Below are 21375 nucleotides of genomic sequence, written 5' to 3' on the forward strand. Positions count from 1 at the left end.
CCCCGGGCCCGCAAAGGTCACCTGTCGCCGGGACCTTGGTCCCTGCCGGCCGAGGCGCCGCCCACGGGCCCCGCGCCCCTCGCCGCGATGCCCTCCGCGAGGACCTCCGCCAGGTGCCGTCCCCGTACCCCCGCCAGCTGCTCCAGCTGGGTCCGGCAGGAGAAGCCGTCGGCCAGGACCACCGCGTCCCCGCCCGCCTCCGCCACCGAGGGCAGCAGCTGCTCCTCGGCACAGGCCTTGGACACCTCGTAGTGACCGCGCTCGAAACCGAAGTTCCCCGCGAGGCCGCAGCAGCCGCCGCTCAGCTCGCCCGTCAGGCCCGCCTTCGTCCGCAGGCGCCGTTCCGCCGCGTCGCCGAGGACCGCGTGCTGGTGGCAGTGGGTCTGGCCGACGGTCGCGCGGCCGATGTACGGGGGCCGCCACCGCGGGGCCAGCTCCTCGACGGCCTGGGCGAACGTGCGGACCGACGCGGCGAGGCGGCCCGCGCGCGGGTCGTCGCCGAGCAGTTCGGCCAGGTCGGTCCGGAGGGCGGCGGCGCAGCTCGGCTCCAGGACGACGACCGGCGTACCGGCGTCCAGGAGCGGCTCCATGCGGTCCAGGGTGCCGCGCAGCACCGCGCGGGCCCGGTCGAGCTGGCCCGTCGACACGTATGTCAGTCCGCAGCACACGCCCTTCGGCGGCAGCGCGACGGTGAGCCCGGCGTCCTCGAATACCGCCACGGCGGCCCGCCCCACCGACGGCGCGAGGTGGTCGGTGAAGGTGTCGGGCCAGAGGACGACGTCAGGGCGCCCCACCGGTACGCCCGTCGCCTTCCGCACCCGCCTCTCCCACCACCTCCGAAACGTCCGCGACGCCACCTGCGGCACGTCCCGCTCCGCGGCGATCCCGCCGACCCGCTTGCCGAGCGCGGCCAGCGGACGGGCCCGGGCCAGGGCGTTGACGAGGCCGGCCGTGCGGGTCGCCGCGACGGCCCGCAGCCAGCGCGGCAGGCGGCCCATCGTGTAGTGGGCGGCGGGCCTGCGGCGGCCTTCGTAGTGGTGGTGCAGGAACTCCGCCTTGTACGTGGCCATGTCGACGCCCACCGGGCAGTCCGAGCGGCAGCCCTTGCAGGACAGGCAGAGGTCGAGGGCGTCCTTGACCTCCGTCGAGCGCCACCCGTCCGTGACCACCTCACCGGCGAGCATCTCGTGCAGCAGCCGGGCGCGCCCGCGCGTGGAGTGCTCCTCCTCGCCGGTGACGCGAAAGGACGGACACATGACGGCGGAGGGCGAACCCGGCGCCGAGGTCCGGCACTTGGCGACCCCCACACAGCGCCTGACCGCCGCCGAGAAGTCGCCGCCGTCGTGCGGGTAGCCGAAGGCGACGTCGACGGGTTCGCGGGGCAGGGGTGCGAAACGGAGGTCGGCGTCGAGGGGCGCGGGACGTACGAGCATGCCGGGGTTGAGCAGGCCCGCCGGGTCCCAGACGTCCTTCACCCGCTCGAAGAGGGCGACGAGAGCGGGACCGTACATCTTCGGCAGGAGCTCGGCGCGCGCCTGCCCGTCGCCGTGTTCGCCGGAGAGCGAGCCGCCGTGCGCGACGACGAGTTCCGCGAGGTCTTCGGAGAAGGCACGGAAGCGGGCGATGCCCTCGCGGCCGAGGAGGTCGAAGTCGATGCGGACGTGGATGCAGCCGTCCCCGAAGTGCCCGTACGGGGTGCCGCGCAGGTCGTGGTCGGCGAGCAGCGCCCTGAAGTCCCGCAAATAAGCCCCCAGCCTGGCAGGAGGCACCGCACAGTCCTCCCAGCCGGGCCACGCCTCGCTGCCGTCGGCCATCCGGGTGGCCGTGCCACTGGCGTCCTCGCGCACCCGCCACAGCGCCCGCTGTCCCGCCGGTTCGTCGACGACCTGGGCGTCCAGCGCGTCGGCGGCCCGCACGATCGTCCCGGCACGCGCGCGAGCCTCGGCGGGACTCTCGCCGCCGGTCTCCACGAAGAGCCAGGCACCGCCCTTCGGCAGACCGCTCTTCCGCGAGGTCTCGCGCACGAGGTCGGCGGCCATGCCCTCGACGGTGAGGGGCCCGTACGGGAGGAGCCCTGCCGCGGCTTCGGCCGCCGCGCTCTCGTCGGCGTACCCGAGTACGGCGAGTGCCCGCGCGCGGGGCGCTTCGACCAGGCGTACGTCGGCTTCGGTGAGGACGCCGAGCGTGCCCTCGGATCCGCAGAAGGCGCGGGCGAGGTCCGCGCCGTTCTCGGGGAGCAGCGCGTCCAGGGCGTATCCGGAGATGCGGCGCGGCAGTTCGGGATAGCCGGTGCGCAGCAGGGCGAGGTCCCCGTCGACGAGGGGGCGCAGGCCTTCGGGTGCGCCGTCCCAGCCGCGGGCGAGGCGGCGGCGGGCGCCGGTGCCGTCGAGGACGGTGAGGGCCGCGACGTTGTCGGCGGTGGTGCCCCAGGCGACCGAGTGCGAGCCGCAGGAGTTGTTGCCGATCATGCCGCCGAGGGTGCAGCGGCTGTGCGTGGACGGATCGGGACCGAAGGTGAGGCCGTGCGGCGTGGCCGCCGCGCGGAGGTCGTCCAGGACGACGCCCGGCTGGACGACGGCGGTCCGTGCCTCCGGGTCGAGGGAGACGATGCGGTTCATGTGCCGGGTGAAGTCGAGGACGACGCCGACGCCCGTGGCCTGCCCGGCGATCGAGGTCCCCGCGCCGCGCGGCACCACGGGAACGCCGTGCTCACGGCAGACGGCGAGGACGGCGGCCACGTCGTCGGCGTCGCGCGGGGCGACGACGGCGGTGGGGACGCGGCGGTAGTTGGAGGCGTCCATGGTGTGCAGGGCACGCGCGGTGACGGAGGAATCCACGTCACCGCGGACGACGGCCCGCAGGTCTGCGGCGAGGCCATCCCCGCCGGCGAGGCCCGGCCCCGGCCGCTGACGCCCCGTCGGCTCCGCGTCCACTCTCCCCTCCCGCTCAACCCGACCACGCCCCACACCGGCGAGGCCGCCACCGAGGTCACCGTCGCTGCCGCCGTCGAGATCGCTCATGCCGTCCAGGATGCCCCCGCGCACCCCCCAACACCCCCCAACACCCCCCAGCACCCCCCAGCACCCCCCAGCACCCCTCACCAACCCCTCACCCCCCCACCCACTGAACACCCCGCCCGACCCCACCCCACCTGGCCCCGCCCCACCCGTTTTTTCACGATCCGGACGGGAAGATTCCCACCCCGGTCATTAACTCTCCTATAGTGATCTCGACTTGAGCAGAGTGTGTCGCTTCCGATCGAGGACCCCGATTGATGACCGCGCCAACCCCCCTAGCGCGCCCCGGGACGGAGCAACCTCCGCTGCGTCCGTCCGTGTTCGTCCTGCTGGCCAGTGCCCTGGTCACCGCGGCGCTCACCGGAGCCGCCGTCGCCCTCGCACCCACTTCCATACAGACCCCCCTGGCCTGGGGCGCGGGCGCCGCGTCCCTGGCGCTCACCGCATCGGTGACAGTGGCCTTCCACTCCACCCGCACCACCGCCCTGCTGCGCCGCCGCCTGGCCGCCGCCCACCAGGACGCCACACGCCTGATCCACGAACAGGCCGCCCGCACCGAGGAGTTCCACCGCGAGCGCACCGCCCTCACGGAGCACTTCGTCCGTGAGCGCAACGAGCTGACGGTGCGCGCCCGCGCCGCCGAGTCCGAGCGCGCCGCCGCCCTCGCCGCCAGCGCCAACGCCGCGGGCCGCATGCAGGCCCTGGCCACCGGCATGCTCGCCGACCTCCGCGAGATGGAGGGCAGGCACGCCGACGAGGACGTCCTCACCGACCTCCTCCACCTCGACCACAGGACCGCGCAGGCCGGCCGCATCGCCGACTCCGTGGCCGTCCTCACCGGCGCCCGCTCGGGCCGCCGCTGGGCCCGCCCCATCGTCATGGAGTCGATCCTGCGCGGCGCGATGGGCCGCATCGGCGGCTACCAGCGCGTGCGCGTCCACTCGGCCAGCGAGGTCGCCGTGGCGGGCCACGCCGCCGAGGGCGTCATGCACGCCCTCGCCGAACTCCTCGACAACGCTGCCAACTTCTCGCCGCCCACCTCCGAAGTGCACGTCTACATCGAGGAAGTCGCGGCCGGCGTCATCATCTCCGTAGAGGACAGCGGCCTGGTGATGGGCCCCGTGCAGCAGCGCCGGGCCGAACAGGCGGTCTCCGGCGAGACCAAGGGCCTCGCCGGTCTCTCCGGCACGCGACTCGGTCTCGCGGTGGTCGGCAGGCTGGCCCGCAAGCACGGCCTGACGGTGTCGTTCCGCCCCTCGGCGAGAGGCGGCACGGGCGTACTCCTCCTGATCCCCCAGGAGTTGCTCACCCGCCCCTCGGAGACGACAACGGCCCCGCCCCCGGTCCCGGCATCCCTGACGGCAGCGTCGTCCACGACGACAGCGGCACTCCCACCGGCCGCCACCACCGCGTCGCCCGCACCCGCGAACGCACGGGAGGGGACGCGGGGGGATGTGCGCACGGAGCACCGAGCGGACCCGGGCGTCCAGGAACTTCCGACGCGGCGCAGGGATGGCGAGTACGCACATCCCCCCGTGGCCCCGTCCCCACGGACGGACCCCGGGCGCACGGCCGAAGCCACCCCCGACGCCCCCCTCCCCAAGCGCCCCCGAGGCCGCACCCTCGCCGCGGCGGAACGCGCCCGCGCGGACAGCGACACGGGAGAGACCCGGCGCCCCCGCGCCGCCACCGCCGCGGACACCGCGGCCCGCTTCAGCAGCTTCCGCCAGGCAGTCCGCACCACGCCCACGGACCCTTCGGCCCCGTCCGAAGACCTGGACGTGAGCCCGGACGCCACCGCAACCCCCTCGCACCCGGAAGGCGACACCCCCCGATGACCAACGGCACCACCGGCACCACTGGCACCACCGACACCACCACTGGCACCACCCCCGCCGCCACCCCCGGCACCACCACCGACGCCAAGCTCACCTGGCTCCTGCAAGGCCTCCTGGAGCGCACCCCCGGCGCACGCCACGCCCTGGTGCTCTCCCGTGACGGCCTGAAGCTCTGCCGCACCCCCGAACTCTCCGTCGACCAGGCCGACCAGCTCGCCGCGATAGCCGCCGGCATCCAGTCCCTGTCGCACGGCGCCTCCGCCGAGTTCGGCGACGGCAGCGGCGGGGTCCGCTCGGCGATGGCCGAGTTCTACGGCGGCATCCTCTTCATCGTCGAGGCCGGCGAGGGCGCGCACCTCGCGGTCATCGCCGCCGAGGACGCCGACGCGGGACTCGTCGGCCACACCATGGCCGAGCTCGTGGAGCAGCTCGGCGAGCACCTGCGCGCCGCGCCCCGCGCCGACGGCGGCCCCCACACGCTGCCCGCCTCATGAGCCGCCCCGGCCGGGACGACTCCCCCGACCGGCTGTACACCCTCACCGGAGGACGCAGCCGGTCGGCGCCCGACGCCCCCTTCGACCTGGTGACCCTCGTCGTCGCCGAGTCCGGCCCGGTGCCGGGCATGCAGTCCGAACACGCCGCGATCCTGCGCCTGTGCCACCTGCCGACCGCCACGGTGGAGATCGCCGCAGAGCTCGGCCTGCCGGTGAGCATCACCCGCATCCTGCTGTCCGACCTGCTCGACGCGGGCCGGATCAGCGCCCGCCACCCGCGCGCGGCCGCCGACCACAGCCTTCCCGACCCCGACATCCTGGAGCAGGTGCTCGTTGGACTCCGCAACCTCTGAACGCAGCGCTACCGGCACCACTCGACCCGGCACCACTCGAACCGAGCTGACCGCGACCGCCGACAACGGTCTGAAGATCGTCGTGGTCGGCGGCTTCGGCGTCGGCAAGACGACGCTGGTCCGCTCCGTCAGCGAGATCCGTCCCCTCAACACCGAGGAGACGATGACGCAGGCCGGTCGGGGCATCGACGAGACGGGCGGCCTCGAAGGCCTCGCCGGCAAGACGTCCACGACCGTCGCCTTCGACTTCGGCCGCATCACGCTCGACGCGCACAACATCCTCTACCTGTTCGGCGCCCCCGGCCAGGAACGCTTCTGGTTCCTGTGGGACCGCCTCTTCTCCGGCACGCTCGGCGCGGTCGTCCTCGTCGACACCCGCCGCCTGGAGGACTCCTGGTACGCGATCGACCGCCTGGAGCACCACGGCACGCCGTTCATCGTGGCCCGCAACGACTTCGGCAACGGCGCGCACACCGCGGAGCAGCTGCGCGAGGCGCTCGACCTCGACCCGGGCGTGCCGCTCGTCGACTGCGACGCCCGCTCGCGCGAGTCCAGCAAGAACGTGCTGATCACGCTCGTCGAACACCTCCAGTCGCTGTACGCAGCCCAGCGCAACGCCCTTCAGGAGACCCCCCAGTGACCTGCCCCGTGACCGGCGCCGGTGCCGGCGCCGCGCCCGTACCGCTCTCCGGACCGCGGTTCGCCACCGAACCCACCCAGCTGTACCGGGAGATGCGCCGCGACCACGGCCCCGTCGCCCCTGTCCTGCTCGACGGCGACATACCGGCCTGGCTGGTCCTCGGCTACCGCGAACTGCACCAGGTCACCGCCGACCCGGTCCTCTACAGCCGCGACTCCGAGCTGTGGAACCAGTGGCCGAACATCCCCGCCGACTGGCCGCTGCTCCCGATGATCGGCCACAAGCAGCCGTCGATCCTCTACACCGTCGGCGAGCGGCACACCCGGCGGGCCGCGATGATCGCGCACGCACTCGAAGCGGTGGACCCCTTCGAACTCAAGGCACACGCCGAGCAGTTCGCCGACGAGCTCATCGACCGCTTCTGCGGCAAGGGCACCACGGACATCGTCGCCGAGTACGCGATGCTGCTCCCGGTCCGCGTCCTCGCCCGCATCTACGGCTTCTCCGACGAGCAGGGCCCCGGCCTCGTCACCGCCATGAACGACATGATCGACGGCCGCGAGCGGGCCCTGGCGGGCGCGCAGCACCTGGGCGAGTCGATGGCGCGGCTCATCGCCGACAAGCACGTGCGGCCGGGCGCGGACGTCGCCTCGTACATGCTGGAGACGCAGGCGGCCGACGGCGCCGACGGGTTCACGGATGAGGAGATCGCCCAGGACCTGATGGTGATGATGGCGGCGGGCCACCAGCCGACCGCCGACTGGATCGGCAACTCGCTGCGCCTGATGCTCACCGACGACCGGTTCGCCGCGTCCCTGTTCGGCGGCCGGCACAGCGTCGCGGAGGCCATGAACGAGGTCCTGTGGGAGGACACCCCGACGCAGAACGTCGCCGGGCGCTGGGCGTCGCGCGACACGCAGCTGGGCGGCCGCCGCATCAACTCCGGCGACCTGCTGCTCCTCGGCCTGGCCGCGGCCAACGCCGACCCGCAGGTCCGCACCGACGGCTCCGCGCTGACCGGCGGCAACAGCGCCCACTTCTCGTTCGGCCACGGAGAGCACCGCTGCCCCTTCCCGGCGCAGGAGGTCGCCGAGGTCATCGCGCGGACCGGCATCGAGGTCATCCTCGACCGGCTGCCCGACCTCGACCTCGCCGTACCGGCCGACGCCCTGAGCCGCCGCCCTTCGCCCTGGCTGCGCGGCCTGACCGATCTTCCGGTGAGCTTCACCCCGACCCCGACCTCAGCCTTTGGAGACCCCAGATGACGCGTATCGCCCTGGATCCGTTCGTCACCGACCTCGACGGCGAGAGCGCACGGCTGCGCGCGGCGGGCCCGCTCGCCGAGGCGGAGCTGCCGGGCGGCGTACCGGTGTGGGCGGTCACGCACCACGCGGAGGCCCGGCAACTCCTCACCGACAAGCGCCTGGTGAAGGACATCGAGGTCTGGGGCGCGTGGCAGCGCGGCGAGATACCCGCCGACTGGCCACTGATCGGCCTCGCCAACCCCGGCCGCTCCATGCTGACGGTCGACGGCGAGGAGCACCGCAGGATGCGCACGCTGGTGGCGCAGGCGCTGACGCCGCGGCGCGTGGAGCGGATGCGCGACCGCATCGCGGAACTGACGGCGACGCTCCTCGACAAACTCCCCGAGGGCCCGGACCCCGTCGACCTGAAGGCGGAGTTCGCGTACCCCCTCCCCATGTACGTCATCAGTGACCTGATGGGCATCGACGAGGCGGACCACCCGCGCCTGAAGGTCCTCTTCGACAAGTTCTTCTCGACGCAGACGCCTCCGGAGGAGGTCGTGGCGACGCTCGGTGAGCTCGCCGAGATGATGGGCAAGGTCGTCGCGGCGCGCCGCGCGGAGCCCGGCGACGACCTCACCAGCGCGCTGATCCTGGCCTCCGAGGACGGCGACCACCTCACGGACGCGGAGATCCTCTCCACGCTCCAGCTGATGGTCGCGGCCGGCCACGAGACGACGATCTCCCTGATCGTCAACGCGGTGGTGAACCTCTCCGCCCACCCCGACCAACTCGCTCTGGTCCTCTCCGGCGAGGTCGGCTGGGACGCGGTCATCGAGGAGACCCTGCGCTACGCGACCCCCACCTCGCACGTCCTGATCCGCTTCGCCGCGGAGGACGTCCCCGTCGGGGACAAGGTGATCGCCAAGGGTGACGCGCTGATCGTCTCGTACGGCGCGATAGGCCGCGACGAGCGGGCCCACGGTCCCACGGCGGACTCGTTCGACATCACGCGCACGTCGCCGACCCGCCACATCTCGTTCGGCCACGGCCCGCACGTGTGCCCCGGCGCGGCGCTCTCCCGCCTGGAGGCGGGCGTGGCCCTCCCGGCCCTCTACACCCGCTACCCGAACCTGACCCTGGCGGTCCCGCGCGAGGCACTCCGCAACAAGCCGGTGGTGACCCAGAACGATTTGTACGACCTGCCGGTGCAACTGGGAGCAAAAGCTTGAGCCCCTCCGGCACTGGTTCCAGCCCCTCCGGCGTTTGAGGAGCGGGGTCCGGGGCGGAGCCCCGAGTCGTCCACGCCGGGTGGGGGGCACGATCTCAGTCGACGGACACCACCGGAACCCCGCGCCCTGAGCCGCTAGGCTCCAACCGTGGCTGAGATCCAGATTCCCGCTGACATGAAGCCCGCCGACGGCCGTTTCGGCGCGGGCCCCTCCAAGGTGCGTACGGAGGCGCTGGACGCCCTGGCCGCCACCGGCACCTCCCTCCTCGGTACCTCCCACCGGCAGGCCCCGGTCAAGAACCTGGTCGGCCGCGTGCGCGAGGGCATCGCCGATCTCTTCTCCCTCCCCGAGGGGTACGAGGTGATCCTCGGCAACGGCGGCTCCACCGCGTTCTGGGACGTGGCGACGCACGGCCTGATCGAGAACAAGTCGCAGCACCTCAACTTCGGCGAGTTCTCCTCGAAGTTCGCGAAGGCGTCGAAGCTCGCCCCGTGGCTTGCCGAGCCGACCGTGATCACGAGCGACCCGGGCACGCACCCGGACCCGAAGGCGGAGGCGGGCGTCGACGTCTACGCCTTCACGCACAACGAGACGTCGACCGGCGTCGCCGCCCCGATCAAGCGGGTCGAGGGCGCCGACGCCGGCTCCCTCGTCCTCGTGGACGCCACGTCCGGCGCGGGCGGCCTGCCGGTCGACATCGCCGAGACGGACGTCTACTACTTCGCCCCGCAGAAGTCCTTCGCCTCCGACGGCGGCCTGTGGCTGGCCGCGTTCTCCCCGGCGGCGATCGAGCGCGCCGAGCGGATCCACGCGTCGGGCCGGCACGTCCCGGAGTTCTTCTCGCTGCCCACGGCGATCGACAACTCCCGCAAGAACCAGACGTACAACACCCCGGCGCTCGCCACGCTCTTCCTGCTCGCCGAGCAGCTGGACTGGATGAACTCGCAGGGCGGCCTGGAGTTCACGACGGGCCGCACGGCCGCGTCGTCGCGCACGCTGTACGGCTGGGCCGAGGAGTCCAAGTACGCGACGCCGTTCGTCACGGACCCGGCGAAGCGGTCGCAGGTCATCGGCACGATCGACTTCTCGGACGAGATCGACGCCGGCGCTGTCGCGAAGACGTTGCGGGCGAATGGGGTCGTCGACACGGAGCCGTACCGGAAGCTGGGCCGCAACCAGTTGCGCGTGGCGATGTTCCCGGCGATCGATCCTGCGGATGTCGAGGCGCTGACCAAGTGCATCGACTTCATCATCGAGCGACTTTGAGACGCCGCTGCGCGACCGGCCGCAGGTTCGTCGTGGCTGGTCGCGCAGTTCCCCGCGCCCCTAAAAACGGGGCGCGCCCCAAGCCTCAGCGGCTCAGCGGCTCAGGCTCCTGAACCTGCGTACCGCCAGTGGCAGGAACACCAGCGAGATCACCACCGGCCACACCACCGCCATCAGCAGCGCGTGCTGTTCGACCCAGCTCGTGCCGCCCGCGCCGGGGTTGCCGAAGAGTTCGCGCGTGGCCGTGCCCGTCGACGAGACGGGGTTCCACGCGGCGACCGGGGCCAGCCAGTCCGGCATCAGGGACGGCGCCACGAAGACGCTGGAGATCATCGTGAGCGGGAACGCCACCGCGTAGAGGCCGCCCGCCGCCTCCGGGGTGGGAACCACCAGGCCCAGGTACACGCCCACCCAGATCAGGCTGAAGCGCAGGAACAGCAGCAGGCCGAAGGCGAGCAGCGTGTCGACGGTGCCCGCGCTGGAGCGCCAGCCGATGGCGAGTGCCGTCAGCGCGAGGATGGTCAGCTCGGCGCAGGCCACGATGAGGTCGGCGAGGCCGCGGCCCGACGCGACCGCCGAGGGGGCCATCGGCATCGAGCGGAACCGGTCGATGACGCCCTTCGTCGAGTCGGTGACGACGCCCATCGCGGTGTTCATGAAGCCGAACGCCATGGTCATCACGAACATGCCGGGCATCAGGAACTGTTTGTAGTCACCGTCCTCGCCGCCGCCGGGCACCTTCATCGCCTCGCCGAAGACGAAGCCGTACAGCAGCACGCTGATGATGGGGAAGCCGAGCTGCCAGGCGATGGTGACGGGCTGGCGCAGGAAGTGCGTCAGGTAGCGGCGGGTGACGTTCCAGCAGTCGGACAGGGCCCAGAAGAGGCGCCCGTGCGGGGCGGCCTGGACCGGTGCGAGGGTGACGCTCATGCCGCGACCTCCTGCTTGGTCTTCTCGGTCGTCGTCGCGGACGTCTGGCCGGTGAGCCGCAGGAACACGTCGTCGAGGCTGGGCCTGCGCAGGCCGATGTCCTCGACCGCGACGCCCTCGTCCCGCAGGGTCCGCGCCACCTCCGTCAGGGCGGCGACGCGGTCCGTCACCGCGCCCTGCACGCGGCGCTCCACGTCGACGGCGAGCGGTTCGCCGTCGCAGACGCGGGAGACGGCCCGCAGGGCCGCGGGCAGGTCGGCGTGGTCGCGTACGACGACGTCGAGGTGGCTGCCGCCCACCGTGTTCTTCAGGCCGTCGGGAGTGTCGTCCGCGATGGCGCGGCCCCGGTCGATGACGGTGATGCGGGAGGCGAGCCGGTCGGCCTCCTCCAGGTACTGGGTGGTGAGCAGCACGGTCGTCCCGTCCGCCACCAACCCCCGGACCGCGTCCCACACTTCGAGGCGGCTGCGCGGGTCGAGGCCGGTGGTCGGCTCGTCGAGGAAGAGGACGGCGGGCGCGAGGATCATCGACGCGGCGAGGTCGAGCCTGCGCCGCATGCCGCCGCTGTACTGACCCGCGCCCTTCTCCGCCGCGTCCTCCAAGTGGAACTGCTCCAGGAGTTCCTGGGCGCGCCGTGCCGCGCGCCGGGCGCCGAGGTGGAAGAGGCGGCCGAACATCTCCAGGTTCTGCCGGCCGGTGAGGATCTCGTCGACCGCCGCGTACTGACCGGTGAGGCCGATACGGCCGCGGACCAGCGCGGACTCGCGCACCACGTCGGCGCCCGCGACCTCGGCGCGGCCGCCGTCGAGCCGGACGAGCGTGGAGAGGATGCGCACGGCGGTGGTCTTGCCCGCGCCGTTGGGTCCGAGGAGCCCGTGCACCGTGCCCTGTTCGACGTGCAGGTCGAAGCCGTCCAGCGCGCGTTTCTCCCCGTAGCGCTTCTCAAGTCCCTCGGCCCGCACCGCGAAGCCGTTCCCGTTGATCGGGTCCTTCATCGACTGCCCCTTCCCACACCCTCTGGGTACGCCGTACTCAATTGAGGGTACACCGTACCCAGTTCTGCGGGTACACCGTACCCAGTTTCTGGGTCTGCGATTAGGCTGAGCGCCATGACGAGCACGAACGGCGGCGACGACCGGCGCACCGGCAGCGACATCACCCGCAGCCTGGAGCTGCTCTGGGGCGAGGGCGGTCGCCCGGCCCGCGGCCCCAAGCCGGGCCTCACGCTGGACCGGATCGTCACCGAGGCGGTGCGGCTCGCGGACGCCGAGGGACTCGCGGCCGTCAGCATGCGGCGCCTGTCCACGGAGCTCGGCACCGGCACGATGTCCCTGTACCGGTACGTCCCCGGCAAGGGCGACCTCGTCGACCTGATGCTGGACCGCGTCAACACGCCGCCGGAGGAGGACGAGCCGTTCACCGGCGGGTGGCGCGAGGGCGTCGAGGCGTTCGCGCGCGAGACCCTCGTCCTCTACCGCCGCCACCCCTGGCTGCTCCACGTCAACCAGGCCCGCCCGGTCCTCGGCCCCGGCGCCGTCGGCGGCCTCGACCGCGTGCTGTCGCGCATCAAGCCGATGGGCCTGACCGACCCCGAGCTGGTCGGGGTGATCGTCATGACCGAGGGGTACGTCACCGGGGTCGCCCGCACCCAGGTGCACGAGATGGAAGCCGTGACCAGGAGCGGCCTGTCGGAGCAGGACTTCTGGGCGGCGCAGGCGCCGACCCTCGAACGCATCATGAAGAGCGGCCGCTACCCGACCCTCGCCGGCCTCACCGACGACTCGTTCGGCCCGGACTTCGACCACTTCGAGTTCGGCCTGCAGCGCCTCCTGGACGGCCTGGACGCCCTGGTGGCCCGGCGCCGCGCCGAGGCCTGAGGGCGCCTGCTCCCGTACGACTACCTGCGGCCGCCCCCGCGCCGCCCCAGCCGCCTCCACCCGAACACGGCGAGCAGCACCGCCCCGACGACGATCACCCCCGTCTTCAGGCCCCCCTCGGCCCCGGAGCTCCCGCCCCCGTCGTCGGACCCCGCGCCACCGGACGACCCGCCGGAGCCGTCCCCCGACCCGCCGCCCGGCGCCTCCACGGGCTTGACCTCGCTCCGCTCTCCCTCGGTGCCGTACATGAGGGTCGTCCCGTCGAGCGTGTACGTCACCGACTCGCCCTGCCGCTGCAGCGGCACGCTCAGCCTGCCCTTGCGCTGCGGCTTCTGTCCGGCGCCCTTCCACGCGTACCAGACGCCGCCGAAGTACCCGCGCAGCGCCAGCTGTTCGCCGTCGGGCGAGAACGCGCCGTCGGTCACCCACAGGTCGATCTCGGAGATCCGCCGGAAGACGTTCGTGCCGGACGCGGACATCCGCTCCGGGCCCTCGTAGAGACCGCCGCCGTCCTCGTTCTTGCTCACGATGTAGACGCGGCCGGTCTTCGGGTGCACCATCAGCGCCTCCGCGTCCCGCGCACCGTCCGCGTACTTCACGACGTACTGCGTGGCGCGGACCGTCTGGTCCTTCAGGGTCTTCGGCTCGGGCAGCTTGTAGACCCAGACGTTGGACCAGGTGCCGTTGAGGTTGTCGCCGATGTCGCCGACGTAGATGTTGCCGTCGCCGCCGACCGAGATCGCCTCGACGTCGCGCGGCTTGCCCACGCCGGTCATGGTGATCGTGGCGACGGTCTTCCCCGTCCTCGAGTCGACCGCGTACAGGAAGGCGCCCTTGTCCTGGTCGTTGTGCGTCCAGTAGACGCCGGGGTGGGCGCGGGACGCGGCGAGGCCGCTGGACTCGACGATGCGCGGGTCCTCGATCGTGAACCCGTCGTGGCCGTCGGCCGCGGCGGGCACGGCCGCGGCCACGGTGAGGACCAACGCGGCGCCGACACCGGCGAGGACAGACGGAAAAGACCGAAGCGAACGCATGGGCCAAGAGTGCCATCCGGCCACGTTCGCCCTCCGTCCGGCCCGAGAGCGTGCGCAGCCTCACATCGCAGCAGGCCGCCCTCATCCGCGATGATGAGCGGATGCTCAGGTTCATGTTCGTCGGCGACTCGATGACCATCGGAAGCGCCGGGGAACACACCTGGCGCCACCGGATGTGGCAGCACCTGCGCGGCACCCTCGGCCCCGGGGGCTTCGCCGTGACCGGCCCGCGCACCACGCTCTACGACAAGGCGGCGGGAGAGCCGGTCTCCCACGACCACCACCCCGCCGCGTCCCCGGACTTCCCCCGCAACCACCTCGCGGGCTGGGGCGAGGGCTGGCTGCACATGGCCCCGCAGATCGCGGGCGCGCTCGACCGTGACCCCGCCGACGTCCTGCTCGTCTCCCTCGGCCTCATCGACCTCGGCTTCTACACGAACGCGGAGCAGACCGCGGACAACGTCCGCGCCTTCGTCACGGCGGCCCGCTCGGCGAACCCGCACGTCCGCATGGTCCTGCTCCCCGTCATCCCGAACATCCGCGCCGCGTCGGACGCCCCCTTCGCCGCCGAGGTCGCCCGCTTCAACGAACTCCTGGCGAAGGCGGCAGCGGACCTGGACACGCCCCGCTCCCCGCTCCTCCTGGCCTCGCCCCCGCCCACGTACGACATCCACGCCGACACGTACGACGGCACGCACCCGAACGCGAGCGGCGAGCACAAACTCGCGGCGGCCTTCGCGGACGCGATGTCCCAGGCCTGGGGCATCGGCGCCCCCTACGACACCCTCAGCCCGACTGGGCGCTCCGGGCCCGTTCGGACATCAACCGGGTGACGAACTGCAGGTCGCCGCTGTCGTAGTGGCGGCTCTCCGTGTCCTTGCCGCTGACGAAGGTGAGCACGGTGCCGGTGCGGACCATCGTGTGGTTCGTGGTCTCGGTGACGTACCCCTCGCCGCGGCTCTCGGACAGGGAGAACGCGATGAGTTCGTCGCCGACCGCCGGCATCGTCATCCGCCGCGCCCCCTCCTCGGCGGCCTCCCGGCTCCGCGCGCGGAAGGCGGCGGAGGCCTTGTCCGCACTCGGGTACGCGAGGACCCGGAACCGGGTGTCCATGCCGTAGCTCGGCAGGTACTCGGCCTCGCCCTCGTACGTCGAGCCGTCGTCCTGCGAGGAGACGTCCGCGCTGGGCGGACTGCTCATCGTCCAGCCCGACGCCAGATCGGTCGTGCCGGGGAGGACCTGCTTGACCGCGTCGGCGTCGGCGAGCGGCTCGGGCTCCCAGTCCCCGCCGCCGTCCCCCGCCTCCACGCCGGACGCGGCCACCCCGCCCTTGCCCGGCGAGTCGTCGCCGCCGAAGGCCTGCGTACCGCCGTACACGGCGAGGACCACGAGGGCGGCGAGGACGGCCAGGCATGCGACGAACGCCGTACGCCCGCCCGGGGTGTTGTTGAAGGTCACGGGCCCCAGCGACAGCGTGCTGCCGCGCACCTTCGCGCCGCCGTCGATGACGATGCCGCCCGTGTACTGCCGCGGAGACCCGGGCGGTTCCCGCGGCGGCTCGGACGGTGTCGGCGGGCCGGGCGGCGGTGGCGGCTCGGACGGCGGCGGGCCCGCGAGCGCCTGTGCCAGGGCCTGGGCGAGTCCGGCGGCGAACTCCGGGTCCGCGGCGACCCGTTCCCGCAAGGCCTCCGTCAGCGCGGCGAGCGCCGCCGGGTCCTGCGGCCGCTCGTCCACGACGGCGAGCGCGGCCTGCCCGGACGGGCTGGCCCCGACGCGCCGCCGCACGAGGTCGGACACGCTCTGCCCCACCTCGGCCCCCACGGCCCCCGCCGCCCCACCGGCGAACCCGGCCACCACGCGCACCGCTTCAGCAACGACGTCCATGGGCTCATTGTGAGTCAAGTCGCTTGTATTGCAATGGAGTTGACGTACGACGCACGGTGCGGTCAGGCCGCCCGCGTCAGCCGGTTCGCGAGCGTCGACATCGTGTACGCGCCGATTCCGAGGACGACTTCGAGGGCGTTGCGCTCGGTGTGACCGTGGGCGAGGAACGCCTTGAGGTCGTCGTCAGGGACGCCACCCGCCGTCGCGAGCACGGCGAGCGTGAACCGCCGTACGGCCTCCAGGCGATCGTCGTCCAGGGGGCGCTGCTCGCGCAGGGCGGCCACCAGCTCCGGCCCCGCACCGAGCTTGCGCAGCTTGCCGGTGTGCAGGGTGACGCAGATGTGGCAGTCGTTGCGGACGGCGACGGTCATGATGACGACCTCGCGGGCGACGGGGTCGAGGGTCGTCCGGTCGAAGGCGGCGGACATCTGCAGGAATCCGTTGAGGAGTTCGGGTGACCCGGCGAGCCGCGCGACGGCGTCCGGCACTTGCCCCCCGAAGGCGGCGGCGGTGCGTTCCATCGCGGGGCGGGAGTCGGGCGGTGCGGTTTCCGGTGTGTGCGCGGTGAACATGCGTACAGCCCCCTAAAATCGACAACATGGTTGACGACAAGAAGGTAAACCAGGTTGTCGAAGCAGGCAAGGGCTACGAGCTGCCCCTCCTCCTCTTCGCCGGATTCCGCACCCTCATCGACCGCCTGCACGCCGAACTGGCCCGCCAGGGCCACCCCGACATCCGCCCCGCCCACGGCTTCGCCATGCAGGCCGTCGGGCCGGACGGCGCCACCGCCAGCGAGGTCGGCCGCCGCCTCGGCGTCTCCAAGCAGGCGGCGGGCAAGACCGTCGACCGTCTGATCGCCCTCGGCTACGCGGCCCGCACCGACGACCCCGCCGACGCCCGCCGCAAACTCGTCCGCCTCACCCCGCACGGCATCGACGCCCTCCGCCGCTCGGCGGCCGTCTTCGACGAGCTGCGGGCGGAGTGGGCGGCGGCCCTGGGCGCGGACCACCTCACCGACCTGGAGTCGTCCCTGCGCACGGTCGTACCGCCGGACGCGTTCCGCCTCGACGCGGCGGGCTGGCTGGGCGGCTCGTGACCGGACGTGACCTTGTCACCGTGCGTATCGTTGTACTGCGCGGCCGCACTCACCGGGGAGGCCGGGGAGGAGCGCCACGATGACCGTTGTGGACGACAGGACCGAGATGGCCGACACCGACAACGAGCGCACTCTCGACGCGATGTTCGCGGCGCTTGAGCAGGGGCCCTTCCTCGATGGATACAAGATCGACATCGTCGGGGGAGCCGTCCATATGACGCCACAGCGGTCCAACCACTGGGACATCATCTTCGGTCTACTGGAGCAGCTCAGGTCCAAGTACGAACGTCGCCGCCTGCTGTCCGACGTACGCATCGACTACCCCGGGGCGCTCAACGCCTTCTGCAGTGACGTGGCACTGGTCGCCGAAGGGGCCGAGCGCACCAAGCAGGGTGGCTTCCTGTGCAAGGACGTCGAGTTCGTCGCCGAAGTGATCTCCAGGAGTACCGGCGAGAACGACTACGGCCCCCAGAAGACCGGCTACGCAACGGCCGAGGTCGGCGTCTACTTGGTCGTCGACCCCTATCAGGGCAAATGTCATGTCTATACCCAGCCCAAGCTGGGCGATTACCGGGTCGAGACGAAAGTGGACTTCGGCGAGGAGATCGACCTGACCCACACCTTCCTCGACCTCACCATCGACACCTCGGACTTCTCCCGCGACTGACCCGGCCCCCGCCCCGCCGCAACCCCCTTGCCTGGAGCCCACTCCACCCCGTTGGCTTGATCCCCATGAAGTACACGCAGCTGGGACGCACAGGGCTCAAGGTCAGCCGGCTCACGCTCGGGACCATGAACTTCGGGCCGCTCACCAACGAACCCGACAGCCACACGCTCATGGACGCCGCGCTCGACGCGGGCGTCAACTTCTTCGACACCGCCAACACCTACGGCCAGAGCGCCGGCAAGGGCCGCACCGAGGAGATCCTCGGCACCTGGTTCACGCAGGGAGGCGGCCGCCGCGACAAGGTCGTACTGGCCACCAAGGTGTACGGCAGCATGGCCCCGCACGGGGAGGAGACCTGGCCCAACCAGGACCGGCTCTCCGCGCTCAGCATCCGCCGCGCCGTCGATGCCAGCCTCAAGCGGCTGCAGACCGACCACATCGATCTCTACCAGTTCCATCACATCGACCGGCAGACACCGTTCGAGGAGATCTGGCAGGCCGTCGACGTCCTCGTCGGGCAGGGCAAGATCCTCTACGCGGGCTCCTCCAACTTCCCCGGCTACAAGATCGCCCAGGCCAACGAGACCGCCCGGCGCCTCGGCGGCTACGGCCTCGTCAGCGAGCAGTGCCTCTACAACCTCGCCTCCCGCGACGCCGAGATGGAGGTCATCCCGGCCGCCCAGGACTACGGCCTCGGCGTCATCCCCTGGTCGCCGCTGCACGGCGGGCTGCTCGGGGGCGTGCTCAAGAAGGAGGGCGAGGGGTCGCGCCGCACCGGTGGCAGGTCCGCCGCCGAGCTCGCGAAGCCGGAGGTCAGGGCACGCGTCCAGGCGTACGAGGACCTGCTCGACAAGCACGGTCTGGAACCCGGCGAGGTCGCGCTCGCGTGGCTGCTGACCCGGCCCGGCGTCACCGCGCCGATCGTCGGCCCCCGCACGGCCGAGCAGCTCGCATCCGCACTGCGCGCGGTCGAGCTCGAACTGTCCGGCGAGGTCCTCGACGCGCTGGACGAGATCTTCCCCGGCCCCGGCCCGTCACCGGAGTCCTTCGCCTGGTGAGGACGGAGTGAAGGTGCCTCCCTCGGGGATCCCCGGGGATCCCTCGGAGATCCCTCGGAGATCCCTCGGAGATCCCTCGGAGATCTCCCGGAGAGGCACGGCGTGGCGGCGCGCGCGTCGGCTAACCGCCGACCGCGGCCGCCACCGCCACCACGACGAACATCAGCACGAGCACACCGGCCATGATCCGGTTCCTGGTTTTCGGGTCCACGCAGACGAGGTTAACCGGCGCCGCCGGACTCCCCCGCGCCGCCTCCCAGTACCCAGCGCCCGACCACCTCGTACCGGGGCCGCTCCCCCGCCACCCCGCTCCTCGGCAGATTGCTGCGTACGAGGGTCAGCTCCCGGACCGTCCACGGGGTGCCCTCGAAGGAGCCGAGCGCGTCCGCGTACGGGGCGAGATCGCCCTCGCCGCGGGTGCGTGCCAGCGTCAGGTGCGGGCGGTAGTGCCGGTGCTCCTCCATCGTCACGCCCGCCTTGCGCGCCGCCGCGTCCGCCCGCGCGGCGAGCAGCCTCAGCGCCGCCACGTCCCCCGCGGCGCCCGCCCAGAGCGCCCGGCCCCCGAAGTGGCCGCCGCCGCGCAGGGCGAGCGGGAACGGCGGCGTGCGGTGCGCGGCACGCTCCAGGCGGGCCATGACGTCCGGCACCGTCGCGCCGTCGACCTCGGCCATGAAGGCGAGGGTGAAGTGCCAGTTGTCGCGGGCCGTCCAGCGCAGCCCGTCGGCGCCCGGCAGCTCCTTCAACGCGCGCGTCGCGGCGGCGAGTTCGGTGGTCGCGGAGTCCGGCGGGAGGACCGCGGCGAAGAGTCTCATGGGGTGACGCTAACCTCCCCGCATGAGTGACCCGATAGAGATCAGGCAGGGCGGGGCCGACGACGTTCCCGCCGTCCTCGCGCTCTTCGACGGGGCCGTGGAGTGGCTCGTGTCGCAGGGCCGTACCGGACAGTGGGGCACCAAGCCCTGGTCGGAGAACCCGAAGGCCGTCGCCCTCGTCGAGAAGTACCTGACGACGGGCGAACCGTGGATCGCGGAGATCGGCGGCGAGGTGGCGGGCACGGTGACGCTCACCGACGGGCCCGGCGGCGACATCATCCCGCCGGCCGACGAGCCCGAGCGGTACATCCACCTGCTCGCCGCCGACCGCCGCCGCTTCGCGGGCCGCGGGGTGGGCCGCGCCCTGCTCGCGCACGCCGTCGAGGAAACCCGCGGACAGGGCGTCCGGCTGTTGCGGGTCGACTGCTACCGGGGCGAGGACCGCGCCCTCGTCGCGTACTACGAGAGCAACGGCTTCACCGCCACCGAGCCGTTCACGGGCCCGGACGGCAGCTGGCCCGGCCAGGTGCTCGCACAGCACGTCTGACCGGGCCCTGTACCCGCACACACCGGGCGGTTACGCCGCCGTAGCGAGCTCCCGCTCCCTCGGCACGAACCGCACGTGCTGCCGGCCGCGGCGGAGGTCCACCTTCAGCCGCAGGTTGGCGGCGCGGGCCAGCGCCAGGCCGACACCGACTGCGGCGAGGGCGCAGACGAGACCGCCGACGGCCATGCTGATCCGGACGCCGTACGCGTCGGCGAGCCAGCCGAAGAGCGGGCCGCCGAGCGGCGTGCCGCCGGTGAAGACCATCATGAACAGCGACATGACGCGGCCCCGCATCTCCGGGTCCGTGGCCATCTGGACCGAGGAGTTGGCGGTGACGTTCACCGTCAGGCCGAGGATGCCGATCGGCACGATCAGCGCGACGAACATCCACAGCTCGGGCGCGAACGCGGCCACGATCTGCAGCACACCGAAGGCGGTGGCCGCCCCGGCGAGGAGCCGCAGCCGCGACGTGCCGCGCCGGGCCGCGAGCAGCGCACCGGCCAGCGAGCCGATCGCCATGAGGGTGTTGAACAGCCCGTACATCCCCACGCCGCCGTGGAAGATGTCGTCCGCGAAGGCGCTCAGCCAGATCGGGAAGTTGAAGCCGAAGGTGCCGATGAAGCCGACGAGGACGATCGGCCAGATCAGCTCGGGGTTCTTCGACACGTAGTTCAGGCCCTCCCGCAGCTGCCCCTTGCCGCGCGGCTTGCGCGGGGTGTGGTGCAGCTCGGCGGTGCGCATCAGCATGAGGCCGGTGAGCGGCGCGAGGAAGGACAGACCGTTGGCGAGGAACGCCCAGCCGGGTCCCACGGCGGCGGTCAGCGCGCTCGCCACGGCGGGGCCGATGAGGCGGGCGGACTGGAAGTTGGCGGAGTTCAGCGAGACGGCGTTGCGGACCTGGTCGGGTCCGACCATCTCGGACACGAAGGACTGCCGCGTCGGGTTGTCGACGACGGTGACGAGGCCGGTGAAGAAGGCCGCGAAGTAGACGTGCCAGACCTGGACGTGGCCGCTGAGCGTCAGCGCCGCGAGGAAGAGCCCGCTGAGGCTCATCGCGCCCTGCGTGAGGAAGAGCAGGTTGCGCTTGGCGAAGCGGTCGGCGATCACGCCGCCGTACAGGCCGAGGAGCAGCATCGGCAGGAACTGCATGGCCGTGGTGATACCGACGGCCGCGGAGGATCCGGTGAGGCTCAGCACCAGCCAGTCCTGGGTGATGCGGGCCATCCAGGTGCCGGTGTTCGAGACGACCGCGCCGGTCGCGAAGAGCCGGTAGTTGCGGATCCTCAGCGAGCTGAACATCGAGGTCTTGTGGGGGCGGGCGGGCTTGTCGAGGGCGGTTGGTGCGGGGGCGGAGTCTGCTCCGGATCCCGTACTCAAAGCGGGTTC

21 protein-coding genes are annotated in these 21375 nt (G+C 72.3%); 13 read left to right on the forward strand and 8 right to left on the reverse strand.

Annotation, left to right across the window (positions count from 1 at the left end; translation table 11 throughout):
• Positions 1-17: 17 nt before the first annotated feature.
• Complete coding sequence (locus DEJ49_RS15755) at positions 18-2801, reverse strand: FAD-binding and (Fe-S)-binding domain-containing protein (protein ID WP_223833187.1); 2784 nt, start codon at positions 2799-2801, stop codon at positions 18-20.
• Between the two features lie 473 nt (positions 2802-3274).
• Between DEJ49_RS15755 and DEJ49_RS15760 the strand changes: the two genes are divergently transcribed.
• The 7 genes from DEJ49_RS15760 (at position 3275) to serC (ending at position 10084) form a co-directional block, all read left to right on the forward strand.
• Positions 3275-4855 (forward strand): ATP-binding protein, encoded by a 1581-nt coding sequence (locus tag DEJ49_RS15760; RefSeq protein WP_150184712.1) that lies wholly within the window; start codon positions 3275-3277, stop codon positions 4853-4855.
• Entirely contained in the window at positions 4852-5349 is a 498-nt protein-coding gene (locus DEJ49_RS15765; protein WP_190329364.1) for a roadblock/LC7 domain-containing protein, read from the forward strand. The genes DEJ49_RS15760 and DEJ49_RS15765 overlap by 4 nt, the downstream gene beginning before the upstream one ends.
• Positions 5346-5702, forward strand: a complete 357-nt coding sequence (locus DEJ49_RS15770) for a DUF742 domain-containing protein (RefSeq protein WP_150184713.1) — start codon at positions 5346-5348, stop codon at positions 5700-5702. Before DEJ49_RS15765 ends, DEJ49_RS15770 begins: the two co-directional genes overlap by 4 nt.
• Positions 5683-6342, forward strand: coding sequence for a GTP-binding protein (locus DEJ49_RS15775; protein WP_150184714.1), 660 nt, complete (start codon positions 5683-5685; stop codon positions 6340-6342). Before DEJ49_RS15770 ends, DEJ49_RS15775 begins: the two co-directional genes overlap by 20 nt.
• A complete protein-coding gene (locus tag DEJ49_RS15780) occupies positions 6339-7607 on the forward strand; it encodes a cytochrome P450 (protein ID WP_223832857.1) in 1269 nt (422 codons plus the stop codon). The genes DEJ49_RS15775 and DEJ49_RS15780 overlap by 4 nt, the downstream gene beginning before the upstream one ends.
• Positions 7604-8818, forward strand: coding sequence for a cytochrome P450 family protein (locus DEJ49_RS15785; RefSeq protein ID WP_150184715.1), 1215 nt, complete (start codon positions 7604-7606; stop codon positions 8816-8818). Before DEJ49_RS15780 ends, DEJ49_RS15785 begins: the two co-directional genes overlap by 4 nt.
• Positions 8819-8965: 147 nt before the next feature.
• The gene (gene serC, locus DEJ49_RS15790) at positions 8966-10084 is read left to right on the forward strand and encodes a phosphoserine transaminase (protein ID WP_150184716.1); all 1119 of its coding nucleotides are present in this window, start codon (positions 8966-8968) and stop codon (positions 10082-10084) included.
• Positions 10085-10177: 93 nt separating this feature from the next.
• On the opposite strand, the gene DEJ49_RS15795 is transcribed toward serC, so the two are convergent.
• Together DEJ49_RS15795 and DEJ49_RS15800 are read right to left on the reverse strand one after the other, a co-directional pair.
• Positions 10178-11014, reverse strand: coding sequence for an ABC transporter permease (locus DEJ49_RS15795; protein WP_150184717.1), 837 nt, complete (start codon positions 11012-11014; stop codon positions 10178-10180).
• Positions 11011-12009 carry an ATP-binding cassette domain-containing protein gene (locus DEJ49_RS15800; protein ID WP_150184718.1) on the reverse strand — a complete coding sequence of 333 codons (999 nt, stop codon included), beginning with the start codon at positions 12007-12009 and terminating at the stop codon, positions 11011-11013. Before DEJ49_RS15800 ends, DEJ49_RS15795 begins: the two co-directional genes overlap by 4 nt.
• A 114-nt stretch (positions 12010-12123) precedes the next feature.
• Here DEJ49_RS15800 and DEJ49_RS15805 point away from each other — a divergent pair, with 114 nt between their 5' ends.
• Entirely contained in the window at positions 12124-12891 is a 768-nt protein-coding gene (locus DEJ49_RS15805; RefSeq protein WP_150184719.1) for a TetR/AcrR family transcriptional regulator, read from the forward strand.
• A gap of 20 nt (positions 12892-12911) precedes the next feature.
• Here the strand turns inward: DEJ49_RS15805 and DEJ49_RS15810 are convergent, their stop codons facing one another.
• Entirely contained in the window at positions 12912-13925 is a 1014-nt protein-coding gene (locus DEJ49_RS15810) for a WD40 repeat domain-containing protein (protein ID WP_150184720.1), read from the reverse strand.
• 101 nt (positions 13926-14026) lie between these two features.
• On the opposite strand from DEJ49_RS15810, the gene DEJ49_RS15815 reads away from it, so the two are divergent.
• The gene (locus tag DEJ49_RS15815) at positions 14027-14758 is read left to right on the forward strand and encodes an SGNH/GDSL hydrolase family protein (RefSeq protein ID WP_150184721.1); all 732 of its coding nucleotides are present in this window, start codon (positions 14027-14029) and stop codon (positions 14756-14758) included.
• Here DEJ49_RS15815 and DEJ49_RS15820 read toward each other — a convergent pair.
• Entirely contained in the window at positions 14712-15809 is a 1098-nt protein-coding gene (locus DEJ49_RS15820) for a hypothetical protein (protein ID WP_150184722.1), read from the reverse strand. The two genes, DEJ49_RS15815 and DEJ49_RS15820, sit on opposite strands and share 47 nt — an antisense overlap.
• 62 nt (positions 15810-15871) lie before the next feature.
• Positions 15872-16381 carry a carboxymuconolactone decarboxylase family protein gene (locus tag DEJ49_RS15825; protein WP_150184723.1) on the reverse strand — a complete coding sequence of 170 codons (510 nt, stop codon included), beginning with the start codon at positions 16379-16381 and terminating at the stop codon, positions 15872-15874.
• 26 nt (positions 16382-16407) lie between these two features.
• Here DEJ49_RS15825 and DEJ49_RS15830 point away from each other — a divergent pair, with 26 nt between their 5' ends.
• The 3 genes from DEJ49_RS15830 to DEJ49_RS15840 all read left to right on the forward strand — a co-directional run bounded on the left by DEJ49_RS15830 (position 16408) and on the right by DEJ49_RS15840 (position 18630).
• Positions 16408-16905 carry a MarR family winged helix-turn-helix transcriptional regulator gene (locus DEJ49_RS15830; protein WP_150184724.1) on the forward strand — a complete coding sequence of 166 codons (498 nt, stop codon included), beginning with the start codon at positions 16408-16410 and terminating at the stop codon, positions 16903-16905.
• 79 nt (positions 16906-16984) lie between these two features.
• The gene (locus DEJ49_RS15835; protein ID WP_150184725.1) at positions 16985-17572 is read left to right on the forward strand and encodes a Uma2 family endonuclease; all 588 of its coding nucleotides are present in this window, start codon (positions 16985-16987) and stop codon (positions 17570-17572) included.
• Between the two features lie 65 nt (positions 17573-17637).
• Entirely contained in the window at positions 17638-18630 is a 993-nt protein-coding gene (locus tag DEJ49_RS15840; protein ID WP_150184726.1) for an aldo/keto reductase, read from the forward strand.
• 221 nt (positions 18631-18851) lie between these two features.
• Here DEJ49_RS15840 and thpR read toward each other — a convergent pair whose 3' ends face one another.
• The gene (thpR, locus tag DEJ49_RS15845) at positions 18852-19442 is read right to left on the reverse strand and encodes an RNA 2',3'-cyclic phosphodiesterase (RefSeq protein ID WP_150184727.1); all 591 of its coding nucleotides are present in this window, start codon (positions 19440-19442) and stop codon (positions 18852-18854) included.
• A gap of 22 nt (positions 19443-19464) precedes the next feature.
• Between thpR and DEJ49_RS15850 the strand changes: the two genes are divergently transcribed.
• Positions 19465-19989 carry a GNAT family N-acetyltransferase gene (locus tag DEJ49_RS15850; RefSeq protein ID WP_150184728.1) on the forward strand — a complete coding sequence of 175 codons (525 nt, stop codon included), beginning with the start codon at positions 19465-19467 and terminating at the stop codon, positions 19987-19989.
• 30 nt (positions 19990-20019) lie between these two features.
• On the opposite strand, the gene DEJ49_RS15855 is transcribed toward DEJ49_RS15850, so the two are convergent.
• Complete coding sequence (locus DEJ49_RS15855) at positions 20020-21366, reverse strand: MFS transporter (protein ID WP_190329365.1); 1347 nt, start codon at positions 21364-21366, stop codon at positions 20020-20022.
• Positions 21367-21375: the final 9 nt, after the last annotated feature.

The organism is Streptomyces venezuelae (assembly GCF_008642335.1).
GTDB classification, from domain to species: Bacteria; Actinomycetota; Actinomycetes; order Streptomycetales; family Streptomycetaceae; genus Streptomyces; species Streptomyces venezuelae_F.